This window comes from Arcticibacter sp. (assembly GCF_045629565.1).
In the GTDB taxonomy this organism is placed as follows: domain Bacteria; phylum Bacteroidota; class Bacteroidia; order Sphingobacteriales; family Sphingobacteriaceae; genus Arcticibacter.
Genome location: NZ_JAZQRL010000010.1, coordinates 1 through 16,678 on the forward strand (window position 1 = coordinate 1; position 16,678 = coordinate 16,678).

The following is a 16,678-nucleotide window of genomic DNA, read 5'->3' on the forward strand; positions in this document are numbered from 1 at the left end:
TCTATGCTGAGGCGGATAGGATCTGCCGCAATGGAAGCCGGTTGTGCGGACTGATAAGCCGCGATAATGGCGCAGGGACTGAAGCCTTTGCTGTTCAGCAGGATGTATTCGCCGGTATGCCCTACCTGGTCATACATCAGCAGCGATATGCTCAGCATGACAATGCAGCTGGGGTCTGCCTGAGCGTTTAAGGTAATAGTTTGCGCCTCCATGACCGCTGTCCGCTGAACATCCAGATCTTTGATATCGAGGTATTCCAGATACTCCTGCCGGAAGTCGAAAGCTACTGCCATCAGCCGTATCCGGTAGCGGGATGCGCTTTTTGGATATCCAGCCGCTTTTTTTACATCTTCCCTCGGATTGAACCTGCCCAGGTTTACTTCCAGATTGCCCTCTGCATCCCTGCGCACGCTGTGGCTGACCTGCAATACTTCCGAAACCGGACTAGCGCCGTTAAAGTCCATCCCCACCAGGTCCTGCAGATTGGCATCGTGCAGGTCACGCTGACCGATGCTGCCGGTAAGACTGTTACGCAGACTTCGGTAAACCTGCTGGGTACTGCGGCTCACCGCTTTTCCATCCTGGTGGACATAAGCCGGCTCGAAAGCCCGGCGGATCACCGCGGCAGCCGAGCTGCTTAAACCGAATTCGGAAGATGCCCGGATGCTGCCCTTGGTTTGTTTGATCTTTCCTGGTTTTGCCTGAACAATGTTCTTTTCACGGTACATCCGGTACACTACCGGACCTGCCATCCCGCGTATCCTTCCTTTGTTGTCAATTGTTGCCATGAGTGATAAGGTTTAGGAGAGCAATGTAGAGAAAGAGGCAGATAAAAAACTGGAAATCTGAAATTTAGAAGGAAAATAAATTACAAAAAAACCACACCTTGAATAAACATTTCAGGGGTTTTCTGCACAGGTTGATCGATATGAAGCCCAGCAGGACCGGGAATTATGCCGGGATAAGTCCGAGTTTTGAGCTCGAAAGTCGGACTCACCCCGGCTGCAAGGCGCTTTTTATACGCCAGGATATAGACGCAGTAAGACAGTGGTCAGCCACGAGTTAGCCCCCCAAAACCGGGAAGCTTACTGAATACTTTGGTTCTTTTGTCTGGCAAGGATTTTCAGCAAAACGCCGTTCGTCCACCCAAATCCATCCTGATTAGGATATTCCCCGCCTCCGGCGAAGACAGCAGTATCAACCACATTGTACTTCTCCATCAGCTTGCCCGTCTTGTTGAAAACGCTGACATTTAAACTGCTCCATCTTCGCGACACTTCCCTGGATAACCCCTCTTTCTTATAAGCAGACAAGCCGGCAATTGCCATCCATTGTAACGGAGCCCAGCCGTTAGGTGCGTCCCACTGCTGACCTGTAGTGGCAAGAGTCGAAACCAGGCCTCCCGGCTTAAGAAACTGCTGCTGCAGGGTATTCGCCAGGGTATCGGCACGACCAACAGCTATCATATTAAAATACATAGGATAAACACCTGCCAGACTCATAGAGGGCGTCATCTTCTCCGTCTTCCAATTATAGTCCCGGAACCAGCCAGCCTGCTTATCCCAGCAATACTTCATAACGGCAATTTTGCGTTTTTCCGCGGAGCTGATCATAAAATCTTTGGCTTTGTCGTCTCCGCCGATTTGATAGGCTTTGGCCAGCATCACCTCCAGATGGTATAAGAGGGAGTTGAGATCGACGGGAATGATATCTGTTGTCTGGATGGTGTTCAATGTCTTGCCATCGCTGAACCACCGACTGCTGTAGTCCCAGCCCGACTCCGCTCCAGAGCGCAGATGGCGATATACATCGGTTTTAGAAGCGGAGCTGTTCGCCGCGATTGCCACATCTTCCGAGTAAGCTTCCTCCCGGGGCCAGTCGCCTGAATCGAAATAGCGGTTCAGCTTCTCGCCATCGGGCATAAACACGACATGCAGATTGGCGCCTTTCTTTGCCCCTTTATTGTTCATCCAAAAACTGTATTCCCGCTCAAGGGCATCGCGATTAGCCTTCAGCACCGAATCACCTTTTAGCTTTTTATTTTCCATCAATAACTTTACCATAAGCGAAAAATAAGGAGGCTGAGAACGGGTTAGATAATAGGTACGGTTACCGTTGGGTATAAAGCCGTAAGTACGGATGAGGTAGGCAAAGTTATTCACCATGCTTTCGATCAGGTCGGTGCGCCCGCTCTCCTCCAGCCCTAACATAGTAAAATACGAATCCCAGTAATACACTTCGCGAAAACGACCGCCGGGAACTACATAAGGATGGGGCAGTGCTAGAAGAGAGCTATACTGGTAATACTTGTCGGGCCGGCGAGTCAGCACATCCCAAAGCGAGCGGATATGGGGTTCGACACCAGCTCGAATATTCGTTTGGTAGTCCTTGGCTACCACTTCGGGCAAATCAAAATTTTTGTTAATAAAAGTCTTCAAGCTGAAGCCAGTCTTGCCTTTCTCTTCCTGGTAGTCTTCGAGAATGCGTTTTGGATCCCGCTTTGGAATACAATCAGTGAAGGTTTTACTGTCTTCAAACACATGGCTGGCCTGCACGGCCTCAAACAAACCGGGAAAGAGATCTCTGGGCGACTGGTGTTTGGTTGTAACTTTTTGCTTGCAGGCAGTAAGACTCAGGATCAACAGGACAATGAACAGGGGTACGGACTTAAAAATCATAACTCAGAAGGATTTAGTTGTGCTAACAAAGCATCATTAGAGTGGTTTCACATATAGCGGATTTCCTTTTCCTAAAGGACCGATAAAATAACGTAAATTTATATATAGCCAGTCCGTATGCCTATATTATTCCGCTATATCAGAAAGGTGCTGATTTCATTGGCTGCGGTAAGCACGATAATTTCGGGGGGCTTCTCCCAGAGCTTTCAGTTTGAGGATAACCGAAAGCGGCACACCATCGGATTCCGTTTGGTTAAAAACCTGATCGTTGTTCCGATCACCATCAACGGGAAAGGGCCTTTCAATTTCCTTTTGGATACCGGGATTGGTGTGTGCCTGATCACGAACCCGTCGCTCATTGATTCACTGCACCTGAGCGGTCTCCGGCAGATGAAGATTACTGGTTTCGGGCAAGGTAATGAGCTGAGCGCTTCGGTGGCATCCGGTGTAACACTCAGGCTCGGCAAAACGGTAGCCCATTCCATGAATGTGATCATTCTTAACGAGGACCTTCTGGAGCTTTCTGAAACACTTGGAATGCCGGTTCATGGATTGATTGGATACGATTTTTTTAACAGTTTCATGGTCGAGATCAGATACTCCGCCCAACGAATTACCCTACGTCCATTTTTAAGCCGGTACATTCCTGAAAAAAGCACGGCAGTGCCTATCAGTATTGAAGATAAAAAACCTTATATAGAAAGTACCGTTGAACTTGACGGCAAGATATATAAAGCGCTGAAGATGATCGTTGATACTGGAGCGGGGCACGCCGTTTCTCTGGAAAGCTATGACGAGAAGTCGTTTATCGCTCCCGACAAAAGTATTGAGGCTAATCTTGGAGTTGGATTACTCGGACCTATTCACGGACATATCGGCCGAATACAAAGCATTAGCATTGGCAGTCATCTGTTTCAAAACGTCGTGTCATCCTTTCCGGAGTTCCAGGAAGTCCTGAAGAGGTCGGGATTCCCCGACCGGCACGGCAATCTCGGAAACCCGATCCTCAAGAGGTTCCGCGTCATGTTCGACTATAGCAGAAGAAAGGTGTACCTCCGCCCTGCCCCCAACTATAAGGAGCCATTTGAACATGATATGAGTGGATTGGAGCTGGTCACGAGGGCGCCGGACTTCAAGCGCATACTGGTTAACCGGGTGGAAATAAATTCTGCAGCAGACAGTGCGGGACTGCAGGTATCAGATGAAATCCTCAGCATCAATTTCCGACCGGTCCGTGAAATCAATATGGAAGAGATTAATAGCATGTTCAGTTCCAGAGCCGGCAGGACCTTTATCCTATACGTAATTAACAGTAAGGGAGACCGACGGTTTGTCATGCTCAAACTGAAACGGCGGATATGAACGGTAAGGGGCAGGATACAAGAAAGAAATGTGAACGAACTGTCATTTTCAGAGGAAATAGATGTTGCAACATCTATTTATAATAAAGATGTTTATTTTTGTATCATAATGTATATGAAAATGAAATTAACATCAGTATTAGCCATTGCAGCAATCGGCTTATTTTCGGCGTTCAAGCCAGCTTTAAAAACAGAATCTTTTACTGTTGATACCAAGAACTCTTCTATTAAATGGTTAGGTGAAAAAGTAACAGGTAAGCACTTCGGAACAATCAATTTGTCTTCAGGCAGCTTGAACTTCAACGGGAACAAATTAGCCGGCGGTTCATTCACTGCCGATATGAACTCCATCGTGGCTACTGACGTTCAGGGAGAAACTGCTCAGAAACTGGAAGGACACCTGAAAGCTGATGATTTCTTCGGAACTGCGAAATATCCAACTTCAACTTTTAAGATTACTAAAGTTGCTCCTGCTGGTGCTAATCAGGTAAATATCACTGGTGATCTTACCATTAAGGGAATCACTAAGGCCCTTACTTTCCCTGCGACAGTAAAAAGACAAAATAACGCAGTTGTTGCCGTAGCGAAGGGTGTTAAAGTAGACAGAACGAAATACGATATCCGTTACAATTCTAAGAGCTTCTTCGAAAGCATTGGAGACAAGGCTATTTACGATGATTTTACGCTAGACTTTAATCTGGTAGCGAAGAAGTAATATTCAGGAAGCTATTAAGCCAAGATAGTTTGTAAAGAGCCGCCTCATAGATCAACTACGAGGCGGCTCTTGCTGATCGTGTACCCACCGTCGCACCCGTCCTGTTCATTGGCCTTTGCTCTTTTATGTTTTAAGCCTTTAGAATCTTAAAAGAACCATCCACCTCTTCGACCCTGGCTAAAGAATCTTTTTTGGCATGATAGAACAGACATAACCAGTTTTCCTTGGCCGCCAGCTTGCCGTAATGCTCCCGCAACTCCATCGACTTAGCACCGTCATAGTCGTACTTCGCTTTAAACCTTCTCAGGAGCTGTTCAGGTTCAGGCAATATATCTGCACCAAAGAAACACTTATCGCCCTCATCATCGATCAGGAATACCTGGTGGAACTGGCAGTGTCCCCCGGTAACCTCGTAGCTGATTTTATCCGTGAGCTTTCCGTCACCTTCAATAAAGTGGATACTTCCGCTCCGCTGAACAACATCAAAAATATTGGTATGGTAAGACGAAGATGCCCCGCTATAAGCCACTTCCCATTCGTTGCGGTTGATGACATACTCTGCATGCGGAAAGGACAGCTGCATATTGCCGTCTTTCTCGTAAATCATTCCGGCGGCATGATCGTAGTGAAGATGCGACATCAGGACCGTGCTTACTTCCTCCGGATCATAGCCGGCCTTGCGGATGTTTTCATGGATGACAAGTTCGCCCGCGGCATTCTTGTAACCAAGGCCTGTATCCAGAACAATCAGTTTACCATCCAGCTCTATCAGGAATGGCTGCACATGAATAAATAAGGAAGCCGGCCGGTCCTTCGGATGATCAGTCTCCGGATTAAAGGGGATAAATTTTTTTGAGCTGTCTACGGAATAAGAGCCTTCGTTCAAAGAGTATACTTTCATTAGATGTATTTTATTTTTGTAGAGATGAAGCTACCACAGGCACATTTGCTATTGCTTTGAGCAGGTGCGCTCATGACGATTTCATCCGAAAAATCTATAAGTTGATAATGAATTGCTTAACAAGACATGGGCAAATAATAACGTATTAAATAGTATATTTAACCCCACAACCTAACAAAGATATGCAAAAAAGGTGGGCAGAACAGGAGTTAAAGAACCTGAAAGCTATTAAGGAACTTGAAGATCAACTTAACATCGACGAAGTTCTGGCTACTCTGCTTGTCGCCCGTGATATAACTACTTATGAGGATGCAAGGGATTTTTTCAGGCCTTCTCTGAGTCATTTGCACGACCCGTTCCTGATGAAAGGCATGGAGGTGGCAGTAGAGCGGATACAACGAGCGCTGCTTTCCAAAGAAAAGATTCTGATCTATGGGGACTATGATGTGGATGGAACCACATCCGTTGCGCTTGTTTATGGGTTCTTACGGAAATATCACTACCATATTGATTATTACATCCCCGACCGGTACAAGGAAGGTTACGGAATTTCGACTCAGGGCATTGATTATGCACATGAGCATAATATCACCCTCATTATTGCGCTCGACTGCGGCATTAAATCGGTTGACAAAGTTGATTATGCAAACAGTCTTGGAATCGACTTCATCATCTGCGATCACCATACGCCCGGCAGCCTTATTCCCGATGCGATAGCGGTGCTCGACCCGAAGCAGCGTGATTGCCCCTACCCTTACAAGGAGCTTTCAGGCTGCGGTATCGGCTTCAAGCTCATACAGGCCTTTGCGATGCGCAATAATATCGCCTTTGAGGATCTGGAATGCTATCTCGACCTCGTGGTGGTCAGCATTGCTTCAGATATTGTACCCATTACCGGGGAGAACAGGGTGTTGGCAAAGTTCGGTTTGCAACGCCTCAATACGTCGCCCTGTCATGGTATGGCGGCATTAATTGAAATCGCAGGAAAAAAACAATATACCATATCGGACGTGGTGTTTACACTCGGCCCTCGTATTAATGCCTCAGGCAGAATAGACGATGCGCGCCACTCGGTTAATCTTTTGGTTTCGGAGAACAGGGATATCGCCAGAAGTCACAGCCATGTTATTAATATTAAAAATACCGAAAGGAAAGAGCATGATGCATCCATCACGGAGCAGGCGCTTGCGATGATCGCTGCTGATCCGGCGCTTTGGAACCGGAAAACCACAGTGGTTTATAATGAAGGCTGGCATAAGGGGGTGATCGGTATCGTGGCGTCCCGGCTAACTGAGAAATATTACAGACCTACGATTGTACTGACGCAGTCAAACGGACATATCTCAGGATCAGCCCGATCGGTTATTGGCTTTGACCTATATGAGGCATTGAATTCATGCAGTGATCTTTTTGAGCAATTTGGCGGGCATAAATATGCTGCAGGACTTACATTAAAGCGAGAGAACCTTCTGGCTTTTCAGGAAAGGTTCGAGGACATTGTTTCCCAGACGATACCCGACGAGCTGCTGATACAGGAACAAGTTATTGATGCGAGCCTTGATCTGGACAAGATTGACGGAAAGTTCTTCAGGATTTTGAATCAGTTTGCGCCTTACGGCCCCTTGAACACCACTCCAGTATTCATCAGCCATGCTGTGGAATGCCTGGGCAGTCCGCAGGTAGTTGGAAACAATCACCTTAAAATGACTGTTAAGCAGGGAAGCTCACACGCTTTTGATTGTATTGGATTTGGACTGGGCGAGTATATGGATATCGTGCAGGGGGGCCTACCCTTTGATATTTGTTACACAATTGAAGAGAATCTTTGGAAAGACAAACGTTCTATTCAATTAAATTTGAAAGGTGTAAGGCGCACACCTCAACACAATTAAAATGATACTCAGAGCAGAAAACTTAGTTAAGAAATATAAGCAGCGCACGGTTGTGAACGATGTATCCTTTCAGGTTGCACAGGGTGAGATTGTGGGACTGCTGGGGCCAAACGGTGCCGGAAAAACCACATCATTCTATATGATCGTAGGTTTGATCAAGCCGAACGAGGGACACGTCTATCTGGAGTCTGAAGATATCACCAGCGACCCTATGTACCGGAGGGCGCAGAAAGGGATTGGTTATCTTGCACAGGAGGCTTCTGTTTTCAGAAAGCTTAGTGTGGAAGACAATGTGATGGCTGTACTGGAAATGACTAAACTGACCAAGGCGCAGCAAAAAGACAAACTGGAAGAACTCCTCTCTGAGTTTAGCTTGAACAGGGTCCGAAAGAACCGAGGCGACCTGCTTTCGGGGGGAGAAAGGAGACGTACAGAGATCGCAAGAGCCCTCGCAGCTGACCCGAATTTTATCCTTCTGGATGAGCCCTTCGCAGGGGTTGACCCGATTGCGGTAGAAGAGATTCAATCCATTGTATCTAAACTAAAAGACCGCAATATCGGCATTCTGATAACCGACCATAACGTGCAGGAGACACTGTCGATAACCGACCGTGCTTACTTGCTGACGGAAGGAAAAATAATGCTTACCGGCACTCCACAGGAGATCGCCAATAATGAAATGGCCAGAAAATTTTATCTTGGTCAACACTTTGAACTGCGTAAAAAGAAGAATAGCAATCCCGCTCCCTTATGACACTTGTAAATACGATTGTAACCTGGTTCATGAAAAAACGAATGGACCAGATAGAGCTGTTTATGAATCATCCGCATGATGTGCAGGATGAGGTATTTCGCACGCTGATATCTTCTGCAAGGTCGACTGAATGGGGAAAACTGTATAACTACGACTCGATCTTCAATCAGGAGCAATTCAAGCAGAGGGTGCCGCTGCAAAACTACGAAACGCTGAAACCTTACATTGAAAGGATGATGAAAGGTGAGCAGAATATTCTTTGGGGTTCTGAAGTAAAGTGGTTTGCTAAGTCATCCGGCACCACGAATGACCGGAGCAAGTTCATTCCGGTGAGTGCTGAGTCACTGGAAGATTGTCATTACAAGGGTGGAAAAGATATGATTTCCATCTATTGCAATAATAAGCCTGACACTCAAATGTTCACGGGCAAGTCGCTCGTTTTGGGGGGAAGCCATAAAGTAAATCAGTTTAACGAAGATATCTCCTACGGAGATATTTCTGCTGTGCTGATTAAAAACTTACCCATGTGGGCGGAATTCCACCGTACTCCGGATATGTCGATCAGTTTGATGGACAATTACGAGGAGAAAATTGAAAAGATGGCACATGCGACCATTGATGTCAATGTAACGTCTATGGCCGGAGTGCCGACCTGGACGGTGGTACTTGCGAAGCGCGTCATGGAGATTACCGGTAAAAAAGATCTTCTGGAGATCTGGCCAAACCTGGAACTGTATGTTCATGGAGCCGTTAAATTTGGACCGTACAGGGAGCAATTCAAAAAACTGATCCCATCGTCATCCATGTATTATCTGGAAACGTATAACGCGTCCGAAGGATTCTTCGGGATTCAGGATTTGCCTGGATCAGAAGAGATGTTGCTTATGCTCGACTACGGTGTCTTCTACGAGTTTCTTCCGATGGAAAACTTTGGGGAAGAAAATCCGGCAACCAAAAGCTTGTCGGAAGTGGAGCTAGGAAAAAACTACGCGCTGATCATTTCGACTAACGGAGGCCTGTGGCGCTATATGATCGGTGATACGATTAAGTTTACGTCCATCTCGCCGTACAGAATTCAGATAACAGGCCGGACAAAGCACTTTATCAATGCTTTTGGCGAGGAAGTTATTGTTGATAACGCCGAAAGGGCGTTGACAGAAGCATGTACGCAGACGGGGGCAATAGTGAGGGATTTTACGGCCTGTCCGATTTATTTCAGCGACAATGAAAACGGCGGACATGAGTGGATTATCGAGTTCGACAGTCAGCCTTCTGACATTGAGCGCTTTACGGACATTCTGGATAACACGTTAAGAGAAGTAAACTCGGATTATGATGCAAAACGGTTTAAAGATATGGCCTTGCGCCGGCCACTGGTCCATGTAGCCCCTGAAGGCACCTTCTATCAATGGTTGAAAACACGAGGTAAGTTAGGCGGCCAGCATAAGGTACCCCGGCTAGCTAACGAGCGGACCTATGTGGAGCAGATCCTGGAGCAGATTACGAGCAGGTAAGGATTACTTCTTTCGCTCGGTGGTGAAGCGTACCAACTGTTCGAGAGCCGTACGTGCGCTATGTTCCGGGAATGTGTGTAGCACCTGGAAAGCTTCGTCCTGGTATCGGTGCATCTGCATTTCGGCATAAGCAAGACCTCCGTTATTTCGTACAAAGGTGATAACCTCCTCTACTTTAGCGTTATCCTCATTATGATTTTTCACCAGGTTAATGATACGCTGCTTTTCCTTTCTTTCTACTTTACTTAATGAGTAAATCAGCGGAAGCGTCATTTTCTTTTCTTTGATGTCGATACCGAGCGGTTTACCTACATCATCCGTTCCGAAATCGAAAAGATCATCCTTGATCTGGAAAGCCATTCCGATCTTCTCGCCAAATAAGCGCATTTTTTCAATCGTCTCGATATCGGCTCCCGCAGATGCCGCGCCGCAAGCACAGCATGAAGCGATCAGCGACGCTGTTTTCTGGCGAATTACCTCATAGTAAATATCTTCGCTGATATCGAGCCGTCTTGCCTTCTCAATTTGAAGGAGTTCGCCCTCGCTCATCAGCTTGACAGCAGAGGAAACAATTCTTAACAGGTGAAAATCGTCATGATCGATAGACAACAATAATCCGGTAGCGAGCAGGTAGTCGCCAACAAGCACAGCTATTTTATTCTTCCAGAGTGCATTAACAGAAAAAAAACCGCGACGTTCATACGAATTGTCGACAACATCATCATGTACCAGGGTAGCCGTATGAAGCAGTTCTACAAGTGCGGCACCGCGGTGAGTAGATTCATTTATTCCACCGCAGAGACTGGCAGAGAAGAAGACAAACATGGGCCTTATCTGCTTACCTTTTCTTTTAACTATATAATGAGTAATCCGATCAAGCAAAGGAACGGTGCTTTTCATAGAAGACTTAAACTTCTCTTCAAATGCTTCCAGCTCTTGCTCTATGGGTCTTTTTATTTCGTCTAACTTTGACATGAACGCCTGAATACATGATTCCCCGTCTTTGGCAAGACAGGTCGATTGCAAACATAGTTAATTATTATATATTACCGTGTTTAAACGATTAATTAGCCTGCAGCCGGATAGAAAAATCCATAAAAAAACCCCTGAAATGATCAGGGGTTTCTATAGTTGAGTTTAGAAATAGGGGCTTTTTTATTCCGCTTCTGCGTATACAGGTTTTTTAACTCCGTTATCGTAAGGCTTAAGGCTCTTTTTAAGAAGCTTTCTGGCTACGTGAATGCGAGTCTTGACGGTACCGATTGGAATTGCCAGGTAATCGGCAATTTCATGATATTTATGACCCTCGAAGTACATGCTGAAAGGTACATAGTATTCTTCGGGAAGTTTACCTAATGCGTTTTTAATATCATCCATAATAAACTTAGACTCTCCCTGGTTTTTGGTCGAAGAAAACACCAGGTTTGCAGAAGATATCTCATCAGACTTGGTAACGAACGAACTGATCTTTACAAAGCGACGGTAGTTATTGATGAAGGTGTTCTTCATGATAGTATACAGCCATCCCTTTAGATTAGTACCCTCTTTGAACTTATTATAATATGTTATCGCCTTTAGCAGGGTATCCTGAACCAGGTCGTTAGCGTCATCAGCATCATGAGTGAAATGTAAAGCATACATTCTTAAAGAACTGGCTTGGTGCATTACCATAGTGTTGAATTCGATCTTAGTCATATTATAAAGTTTTTATAGATGATTAACAGTTACGCTATCATCTATACAAACACTATGCTAGAAGGAAGAAAACGTTAAAAGGTGCAGATGTTAATGGATATTTAAAGGCGATTTTACGCATACACGGGGGGCTAGAGGACATTGACCTCGCGCTCAAGAGTGATGTTGAACTTTTCTTTAACATCATTAATTATCGCCTCAGAAAAATGATATATCTCTGAACCTGAAGCATTTCCGGCATTCACTATAACTAACGCCTGATTTTTCCAGGTTGCTGTTTCTTTAATTTGTTTTCCTTTCCACCCACTTTTTTCGATCATCCACCCCGCGGCCAGCTTTACTGTACTATTTGGTAGACAGTAGTGTACTATGTCTGGAAAAGCAGACTTCAGCTGTACAAATTGTTGTTCACTGATAACCGGATTCTTAAAAAAGCTTCCTGCGTTGCCGATGGTCGAGGGATCAGGCAATTTTTCCACCCGTATACTGGATACCACCCGGGATATATCCTGAATATCCGGCTGGGTGATGCCGCGGGCTTCCAGCTCCTGACGAATCGCACCATACGATATATTGATTTGAGGAACCAGGCTTAATCTAAGGGTAACGGAGGAAATGATGACCTGGTTTTTAAGCTCGCGTTTGAAAATGCTATCGCGATAGTCGAATTTGCAATCAGCAGCTGAAAAGGTTAAGATCTCTCCCCTTTCGATATGATAAGCCCTGCATGAGTGATAAACGTCTTTGAGCTCGACTCCGTAGGCACCTATGTTTTGGACGGGCGAAGCTCCCACCGTGCCGGGGATCAAGCTTAGGTTTTCGATGCCAGCAAAACCCCGCTCCACACAATAATGAACGAGATCATTCCAGACAACTCCGGCACCTGCGGTCACATAAACGCTGTCACCTTCTATATGGTATGTGATACCGGGGATGCGCATCTTAATGATCAGTCCGTTAAAGTCGCGCGTGAACAAGACATTGCTACCGCCACCCATAATGAACCGATCGATGTTTCTCCATCGGCCTTCGGCGAAAAGCTCTTTAAGTTCCTCCTCTTTATAAATGTCGGTAAACCAGCGGGCACGAGCCTCAACTCTAAACGTATTCAAATTCTTAAGGGAAACCTGCTCGGCGATAGAATGCATCTTATATTAGTTTGGGTCGAATTTCGGATTAAATATCAAATTTCAGAAAATTAAAACCTTAGCATTATTTGTGTATTATAGCATTCGTAAAAGAATAATGGTTAATTTTGGAAACGTGGAAAATCAGGACAGGAAAAAGGATTTAATAATAGACGCTGCACTTAAACGGTTTGCTCATTTCGGACTTTCTAAAACGACAATGACGGAAATTGCTAATGACCTTTCTTTATCCAAAGCACTGCTATACTATTATTTTCCTGATAAGATTTCCCTTTACTCGGCAGTGTTAAAGAATATCATCGAAACGATGGATGCTGAAATGCGAAAGGATGTGGGGAGCGCAACCAACAGTCACGAGGCTCTGAAAAAATGTTTGGACAAGAGACAAGCCTTTATCACCAAGTACTATAATTTACTGGACTTTACAAAAATTACCGGTACCGAGCTGCCCGGTAACCTGATGTGTATGTTTGTTAAAGCGAAGGATTCTGAGCTAACGGTATTGAAGAAAGTCCTCGAGATAGGTATTTCTGCAGGAGAGTTTGAGGTCGAAGACCTCGATGAAACCGCTGCTCTCCTGAAGGACGCCCTTTCGGGCATCTATTTTACCGTATTGAAACGCCATACAAAAGGCTTCTTGCCCGAGAAGGAACAGTTTGACAGCATTCTCAGCCGTCAGAAGAAATTGGGGGAAATCTTCCTTAAAGGCCTGGAAGCTACCACTGTCTCCGAAATATCATAATTTATTTGCTGCTAAAAAAACTTGAATAAGTCATTTTCTTGCCGTACTTTTGACTAAATTATTAAAAAAGTCAAAGAATAAAGTGAGCGAAATAGACAGGAAAAGGGAATTAATAGTGGACAGTGCCATCAAGCGCTTTTCACACTTTGGCATTCAGAAGACCACGATGAATGAAATTGCTGATGACATATCGGTTACGCAACCTTCACTTTATCATTACTTTCCGGACAAGATGAGTCTGGTCGTTGCAGTTGTTGAAAAGATCATGACGGAATACTTTGATGAGTTGGAGGCGCAACTATTGACACTCCAAAGCCTTGAAGAGGAGTTTACCACTTTACTGGTATGTCGCAAGAAATTCATGAAACGATATTTCATGCTGAACCTTACGGAAACATCTCCCGAAGCTGGTCAGATACAAAATGCCTGTTACGGGGTAATGGAACAAGCGAGAGTAAGAGAGTCGGCTCTGGTTGCCGGGCTGATCACCAAGGCCGCGAACGCGGGCGAGATCGCCTCTGTTGATGCGGATAAGATGGGCAGACTATACCTTGATGCGATCACCGGACTAAGTGTATTTGTACTTATACCGATAAAAAATAAGTTTTCACCTGGAGATGAGGAGTTCGATCTGATCTTCGATAGACAAAACGAGCTCAGCAAAGTTTTTCTGTCCGGATTGAAATTTTTTGGCTCTCATGGCGAGACATTGTAACACGAACACTACTTATTGATCAAATAACCTTATAACAACGAGAATTACAAGAAGATGAATAGACCGAGAATAAACACGCTTATTGCGGCCTTAGTAATGGCATGCACATTGGGTGTGGGATCAGTCCAGGCACAGACCGTACAGCTATCTCTCAAAGAAGCACTCAACTTTGCCCTTAAGAATAATGCATCCGTTCGCAAGGCGCGCCTGGAAGCAGAGAAAGGAAAAGAGCTTACCGCAGAAGTAAGGTCTCAGGCACTGCCGCAGATTACGGCAACGGGTAGCCTGAATGACAACCTGCTGTTGCAGAAAACTCCTCTACCGGGCGAAATCCTGGGAAGACCGGGAGAAACGATACTGGTAACCTTCGGACAGAAATATACAGCGAATGCCCAGGTGCAATTGAGTCAACAACTCTTTAATCAGAGTGTGTTCACCGGGTTGAAAGCGGCGAGAGCGGGAGAAGAGTATTACCAGCTTAATGTCGATCTGAGTGAAGAAAATGTATTGCAAATGGTTTCTTCTGCCTACTACCAGGTATTGGTAAGTCGTGAAAAGATTGAAGCGATCGATGCGAACATATCCTCTTTGCAACGGACTGAAAAAATATTAAGCGACCAGTATAAAAACGGGTTGGCGACACGGATCGACGTGGACCGCGTGAAGGTAAGTCTGACGAACCTTCAAACGCAACGCGATGAGCTTGCAAAGGCTGCTGTACAGCAGGAAAACACGCTAAAGTACTATATTGGTATGCCTATAGGTGTTTCCGTGGAATTACCTGATGCAGAACTTAACCAGATTGTAGAGGGTGCGAATAGTTTGGCTGATACGGTAAATGTTTCGGGACTGACGGAGTATGCGCTGCTGAAGAAACAGGAAGAGCTTTTGATTTATCAGAAGAAGTCTAAAGTAGCGGAGTACTACCCTAAGCTTTCATTTATCACCAATTATTCTCAGAACGGGTTCAGCAACAAGTTTGATTTGTTTAAGAGTAATGGAACTGCGAACTGGGCAGAGGCTTCAGCAATCGGGCTGAATATATCTATACCCATATTTGACGGCTTTGGAAGAAGGTCGAGGGTAAGACAGGCGCAAATTGAAATAGATCAGATTTCAGAAGATCTGAAAGACAACAGACAAGCACTGAATCTGGCTTACAGCAACGCCAGGCTGCAGCTCCGCACGAGCGTGAGCACGATTAGAAATCAGAATGAAAATATGCGCCTTGCGCGCGAAGTTTTCAGCAGCACGCAGAACAATTACAATAACGGCTTGGCATCGCTCACTGATCTGCTGAACGCAGAGACAGCGTTAACAGATGCCCAGAACAGTTACACCCAGGCTCTGCTGAACTACAAGCTTGCTGAAATACAGCTAATGAAATCTAACGGAAATATTAAATCTCTCTTAAACTAAAAAACTGAACCCCCGGGGGGGTATACCACCCGGAGCCAAGGTTGTGATCCTCAAAAGAAATATAGTCGATGAAAAAGAATACAGTAATTACAATTATAGCAGTAGTAGCGGCCCTTGTTCTGATTGGCTGGGTACTTCAAAGCAATAAAAAGAAGAACGCCGAGAAGACGGCTGTTGTTGCGGAAGGAAGTAAGGGTGCGGTGGCTGTGAAAACGGCCAAAGTTAGCCTGAGCGATATAGATCTTAACTTTTCTTCTAACGGCACGTTCTCCTCTAATCAGGACCTGACGCTTTCTGCGGAGAACTCCGGCAGGGTAACGCGTATCGCCGTTGAAGAAGGTGACCGCGTAAGCAAAGGCCAGGTTCTGGCCCGTATAGATAATGAGCTGCTGGTGGTGGATACAGAAACTGCGGAAGCGAATTATCAGAATGCGGTACGAGACCTCGCACGTTATGAAAGTTCTTTTAAAACGGGTGGTGTAACCCAGCAGGCGCTGGAAAACGCACGCCTGCGGGTGAAGACAACACAAGCTGCAGTACAATCATCAAAAAGAAAGTCAAGTGACGCCAATATCAAGGCGCCTTTTTCTGGAATCATCAACAAAAGATCCATTGAAATGGGCTCCTATGTATCTCCAGGAACCGCTCTTTTTGAAATTGTGGATGTATCTAAGCTGAAGCTGAAAGTGACCGCAAATGAGTCGCAGGTGGTTAACCTGAAGACGGGAGATGCTGTGACTATTAAGTCAAACATCTTTCCAGACAAAGAATTTAAAGGCAAGATCACCTTCATCGCGCCCAAGGCAGATAACAGTCTGAACTTCCCTGTTGAGATCGAACTGGTTAATGAGGGGGCTTCACAGCTAAGAGCAGGAATGTATGGGACTGCGGTGTTCCAGTTTCCTAAACAAGATCCGGTAATGACGATTCCGAGATCGGCATTTGTGGGCAGCGTGAACAGCAACACCGTATTTGTAATGGAAGGAAATAAGGCGGCTGAGCGCAAGATCGTTGCAGGTAGAATATTTGGTGAGACTGTCGAAGTGCTGGAAGGGCTCCGCGAAGGCGAACTGGTCATTACAAGTGGACAGATCAACCTGGTCAACGGAAGCTTGGTGGAAAACGTTAAATAAATAAAATTTCC

The 16,678-nt window shown here is 45.5% G+C and carries 15 protein-coding genes; 9 read left to right on the forward strand and 6 right to left on the reverse strand.

Features of this window, described 5'->3' with window-relative positions; genetic code table 11:
* Positions 1-788: hypothetical protein (locus ACKI5J_RS01340; RefSeq protein ID WP_407425726.1), on the reverse strand; the 788-nt coding region annotated here is incomplete at its 3' end.
* Positions 789-1,085: 297 nt separating this feature from the next.
* Positions 1,086-2,678 carry an alpha,alpha-trehalase TreF gene (gene treF, locus ACKI5J_RS01345; RefSeq protein WP_407425728.1) on the reverse strand — a complete coding sequence of 531 codons (1,593 nt, stop codon included), beginning with the start codon at positions 2,676-2,678 and terminating at the stop codon, positions 1,086-1,088.
* A 117-nt stretch (positions 2,679-2,795) separates the two neighbouring features.
* Here treF and ACKI5J_RS01350 point away from each other — a divergent pair, with 117 nt between their 5' ends.
* Positions 2,796-4,040 (forward strand): aspartyl protease family protein, encoded by a 1,245-nt coding sequence (locus ACKI5J_RS01350; protein ID WP_407425730.1) that lies wholly within the window; start codon positions 2,796-2,798, stop codon positions 4,038-4,040.
* Positions 4,041-4,160: 120 nt separating this feature from the next.
* On the forward strand, positions 4,161-4,754 hold the full coding sequence (locus ACKI5J_RS01355; protein ID WP_407425732.1) for a YceI family protein: 594 nt from the start codon (positions 4,161-4,163) through the stop codon (positions 4,752-4,754).
* 130 nt (positions 4,755-4,884) lie between these two features.
* Here the strand turns inward: ACKI5J_RS01355 and ACKI5J_RS01360 are convergent, their stop codons facing one another.
* Positions 4,885-5,655, reverse strand: a complete 771-nt coding sequence (locus ACKI5J_RS01360) for an MBL fold metallo-hydrolase (protein WP_407425734.1) — start codon at positions 5,653-5,655, stop codon at positions 4,885-4,887.
* A 182-nt stretch (positions 5,656-5,837) separates the two neighbouring features.
* Between ACKI5J_RS01360 and recJ the strand changes: the two genes are divergently transcribed.
* From recJ to ACKI5J_RS01375, 3 genes are read left to right on the forward strand one after another with little or no spacing between them, the layout of a single operon-like run.
* Positions 5,838-7,547 (forward strand): single-stranded-DNA-specific exonuclease RecJ, encoded by a 1,710-nt coding sequence (gene recJ / locus ACKI5J_RS01365; RefSeq protein WP_407425736.1) that lies wholly within the window; start codon positions 5,838-5,840, stop codon positions 7,545-7,547.
* Position 7,548: 1 nt separating this feature from the next.
* Complete coding sequence (gene lptB, locus ACKI5J_RS01370) at positions 7,549-8,301, forward strand: LPS export ABC transporter ATP-binding protein (protein WP_407425738.1); 753 nt, start codon at positions 7,549-7,551, stop codon at positions 8,299-8,301.
* Entirely contained in the window at positions 8,298-9,815 is a 1,518-nt protein-coding gene (locus tag ACKI5J_RS01375; RefSeq protein WP_407425740.1) for a GH3 auxin-responsive promoter family protein, read from the forward strand. The genes lptB and ACKI5J_RS01375 overlap by 4 nt, the downstream gene beginning before the upstream one ends.
* A 3-nt stretch (positions 9,816-9,818) precedes the next feature.
* Here the strand turns inward: ACKI5J_RS01375 and ACKI5J_RS01380 are convergent, their stop codons facing one another.
* The 3 genes from ACKI5J_RS01380 to murB form a co-directional block, all read right to left on the reverse strand.
* Positions 9,819-10,790 (reverse strand): polyprenyl synthetase family protein, encoded by a 972-nt coding sequence (locus ACKI5J_RS01380; protein WP_407425742.1) that lies wholly within the window; start codon positions 10,788-10,790, stop codon positions 9,819-9,821.
* A 180-nt stretch (positions 10,791-10,970) separates the two neighbouring features.
* On the reverse strand, positions 10,971-11,510 hold the full coding sequence (locus tag ACKI5J_RS01385; RefSeq protein ID WP_407425744.1) for a sigma-70 family RNA polymerase sigma factor: 540 nt from the start codon (positions 11,508-11,510) through the stop codon (positions 10,971-10,973).
* A gap of 131 nt (positions 11,511-11,641) precedes the next feature.
* Positions 11,642-12,658, reverse strand: a complete 1,017-nt coding sequence (murB, locus tag ACKI5J_RS01390) for a UDP-N-acetylmuramate dehydrogenase (protein WP_407425746.1) — start codon at positions 12,656-12,658, stop codon at positions 11,642-11,644.
* Positions 12,659-12,755: 97 nt separating this feature from the next.
* Here murB and ACKI5J_RS01395 point away from each other — a divergent pair, with 97 nt between their 5' ends.
* The 4 genes from ACKI5J_RS01395 to ACKI5J_RS01410 all read left to right on the forward strand — a co-directional run bounded on the left by ACKI5J_RS01395 (position 12,756) and on the right by ACKI5J_RS01410 (position 16,667).
* The gene (locus ACKI5J_RS01395) at positions 12,756-13,400 is read left to right on the forward strand and encodes a TetR/AcrR family transcriptional regulator (protein WP_407425748.1); all 645 of its coding nucleotides are present in this window, start codon (positions 12,756-12,758) and stop codon (positions 13,398-13,400) included.
* A 49-nt stretch (positions 13,401-13,449) separates the two neighbouring features.
* Positions 13,450-14,115: a TetR/AcrR family transcriptional regulator gene (locus ACKI5J_RS01400; protein ID WP_407425750.1), complete on the forward strand. Its 666-nt coding sequence runs from the start codon at positions 13,450-13,452 to the stop codon at positions 14,113-14,115.
* 54 nt (positions 14,116-14,169) lie between these two features.
* Positions 14,170-15,534: a TolC family protein gene (locus ACKI5J_RS01405; protein WP_407425752.1), complete on the forward strand. Its 1,365-nt coding sequence runs from the start codon at positions 14,170-14,172 to the stop codon at positions 15,532-15,534.
* Positions 15,535-15,602: 68 nt separating this feature from the next.
* Complete coding sequence (locus ACKI5J_RS01410) at positions 15,603-16,667, forward strand: efflux RND transporter periplasmic adaptor subunit (RefSeq protein WP_407425754.1); 1,065 nt, start codon at positions 15,603-15,605, stop codon at positions 16,665-16,667.
* Positions 16,668-16,678 lie beyond the last annotated feature (11 nt).

Excerpts from the sequence above, each read along its gene's own strand:
- ACKI5J_RS01405 (WP_407425752.1), top strand. The coding sequence starts at position 14,170 with ATGAATAGACCGAGAATAAACACGCTTATTGCGGCCTTAGTAATGGCA.
- ACKI5J_RS01395 (WP_407425748.1), top strand. The coding sequence starts at position 12,756 with ATGGTTAATTTTGGAAACGTGGAAAATCAGGACAGGAAAAAGGATTTA.
- ACKI5J_RS01410 (WP_407425754.1), top strand. The coding sequence starts at position 15,603 with ATGAAAAAGAATACAGTAATTACAATTATAGCAGTAGTAGCGGCCCTT.
- recJ (WP_407425736.1), top strand. The coding sequence starts at position 5,838 with ATGCAAAAAAGGTGGGCAGAACAGGAGTTAAAGAACCTGAAAGCTATT.
- ACKI5J_RS01350 (WP_407425730.1), top strand. The coding sequence starts at position 2,796 with ATGCCTATATTATTCCGCTATATCAGAAAGGTGCTGATTTCATTGGCT.
- murB (WP_407425746.1), bottom strand. The coding sequence starts at position 12,658 with ATGCATTCTATCGCCGAGCAGGTTTCCCTTAAGAATTTGAATACGTTT.
- ACKI5J_RS01385 (WP_407425744.1), bottom strand. The coding sequence starts at position 11,510 with ATGACTAAGATCGAATTCAACACTATGGTAATGCACCAAGCCAGTTCT.
- ACKI5J_RS01375 (WP_407425740.1), top strand. The coding sequence starts at position 8,298 with ATGACACTTGTAAATACGATTGTAACCTGGTTCATGAAAAAACGAATG.
- lptB (WP_407425738.1), top strand. The coding sequence starts at position 7,549 with ATGATACTCAGAGCAGAAAACTTAGTTAAGAAATATAAGCAGCGCACG.
- treF (WP_407425728.1), bottom strand. The coding sequence starts at position 2,678 with ATGATTTTTAAGTCCGTACCCCTGTTCATTGTCCTGTTGATCCTGAGT.
- ACKI5J_RS01380 (WP_407425742.1), bottom strand. The coding sequence starts at position 10,790 with ATGTCAAAGTTAGACGAAATAAAAAGACCCATAGAGCAAGAGCTGGAA.
- ACKI5J_RS01355 (WP_407425732.1), top strand. The coding sequence starts at position 4,161 with ATGAAATTAACATCAGTATTAGCCATTGCAGCAATCGGCTTATTTTCG.
- ACKI5J_RS01360 (WP_407425734.1), bottom strand. The coding sequence starts at position 5,655 with ATGAAAGTATACTCTTTGAACGAAGGCTCTTATTCCGTAGACAGCTCA.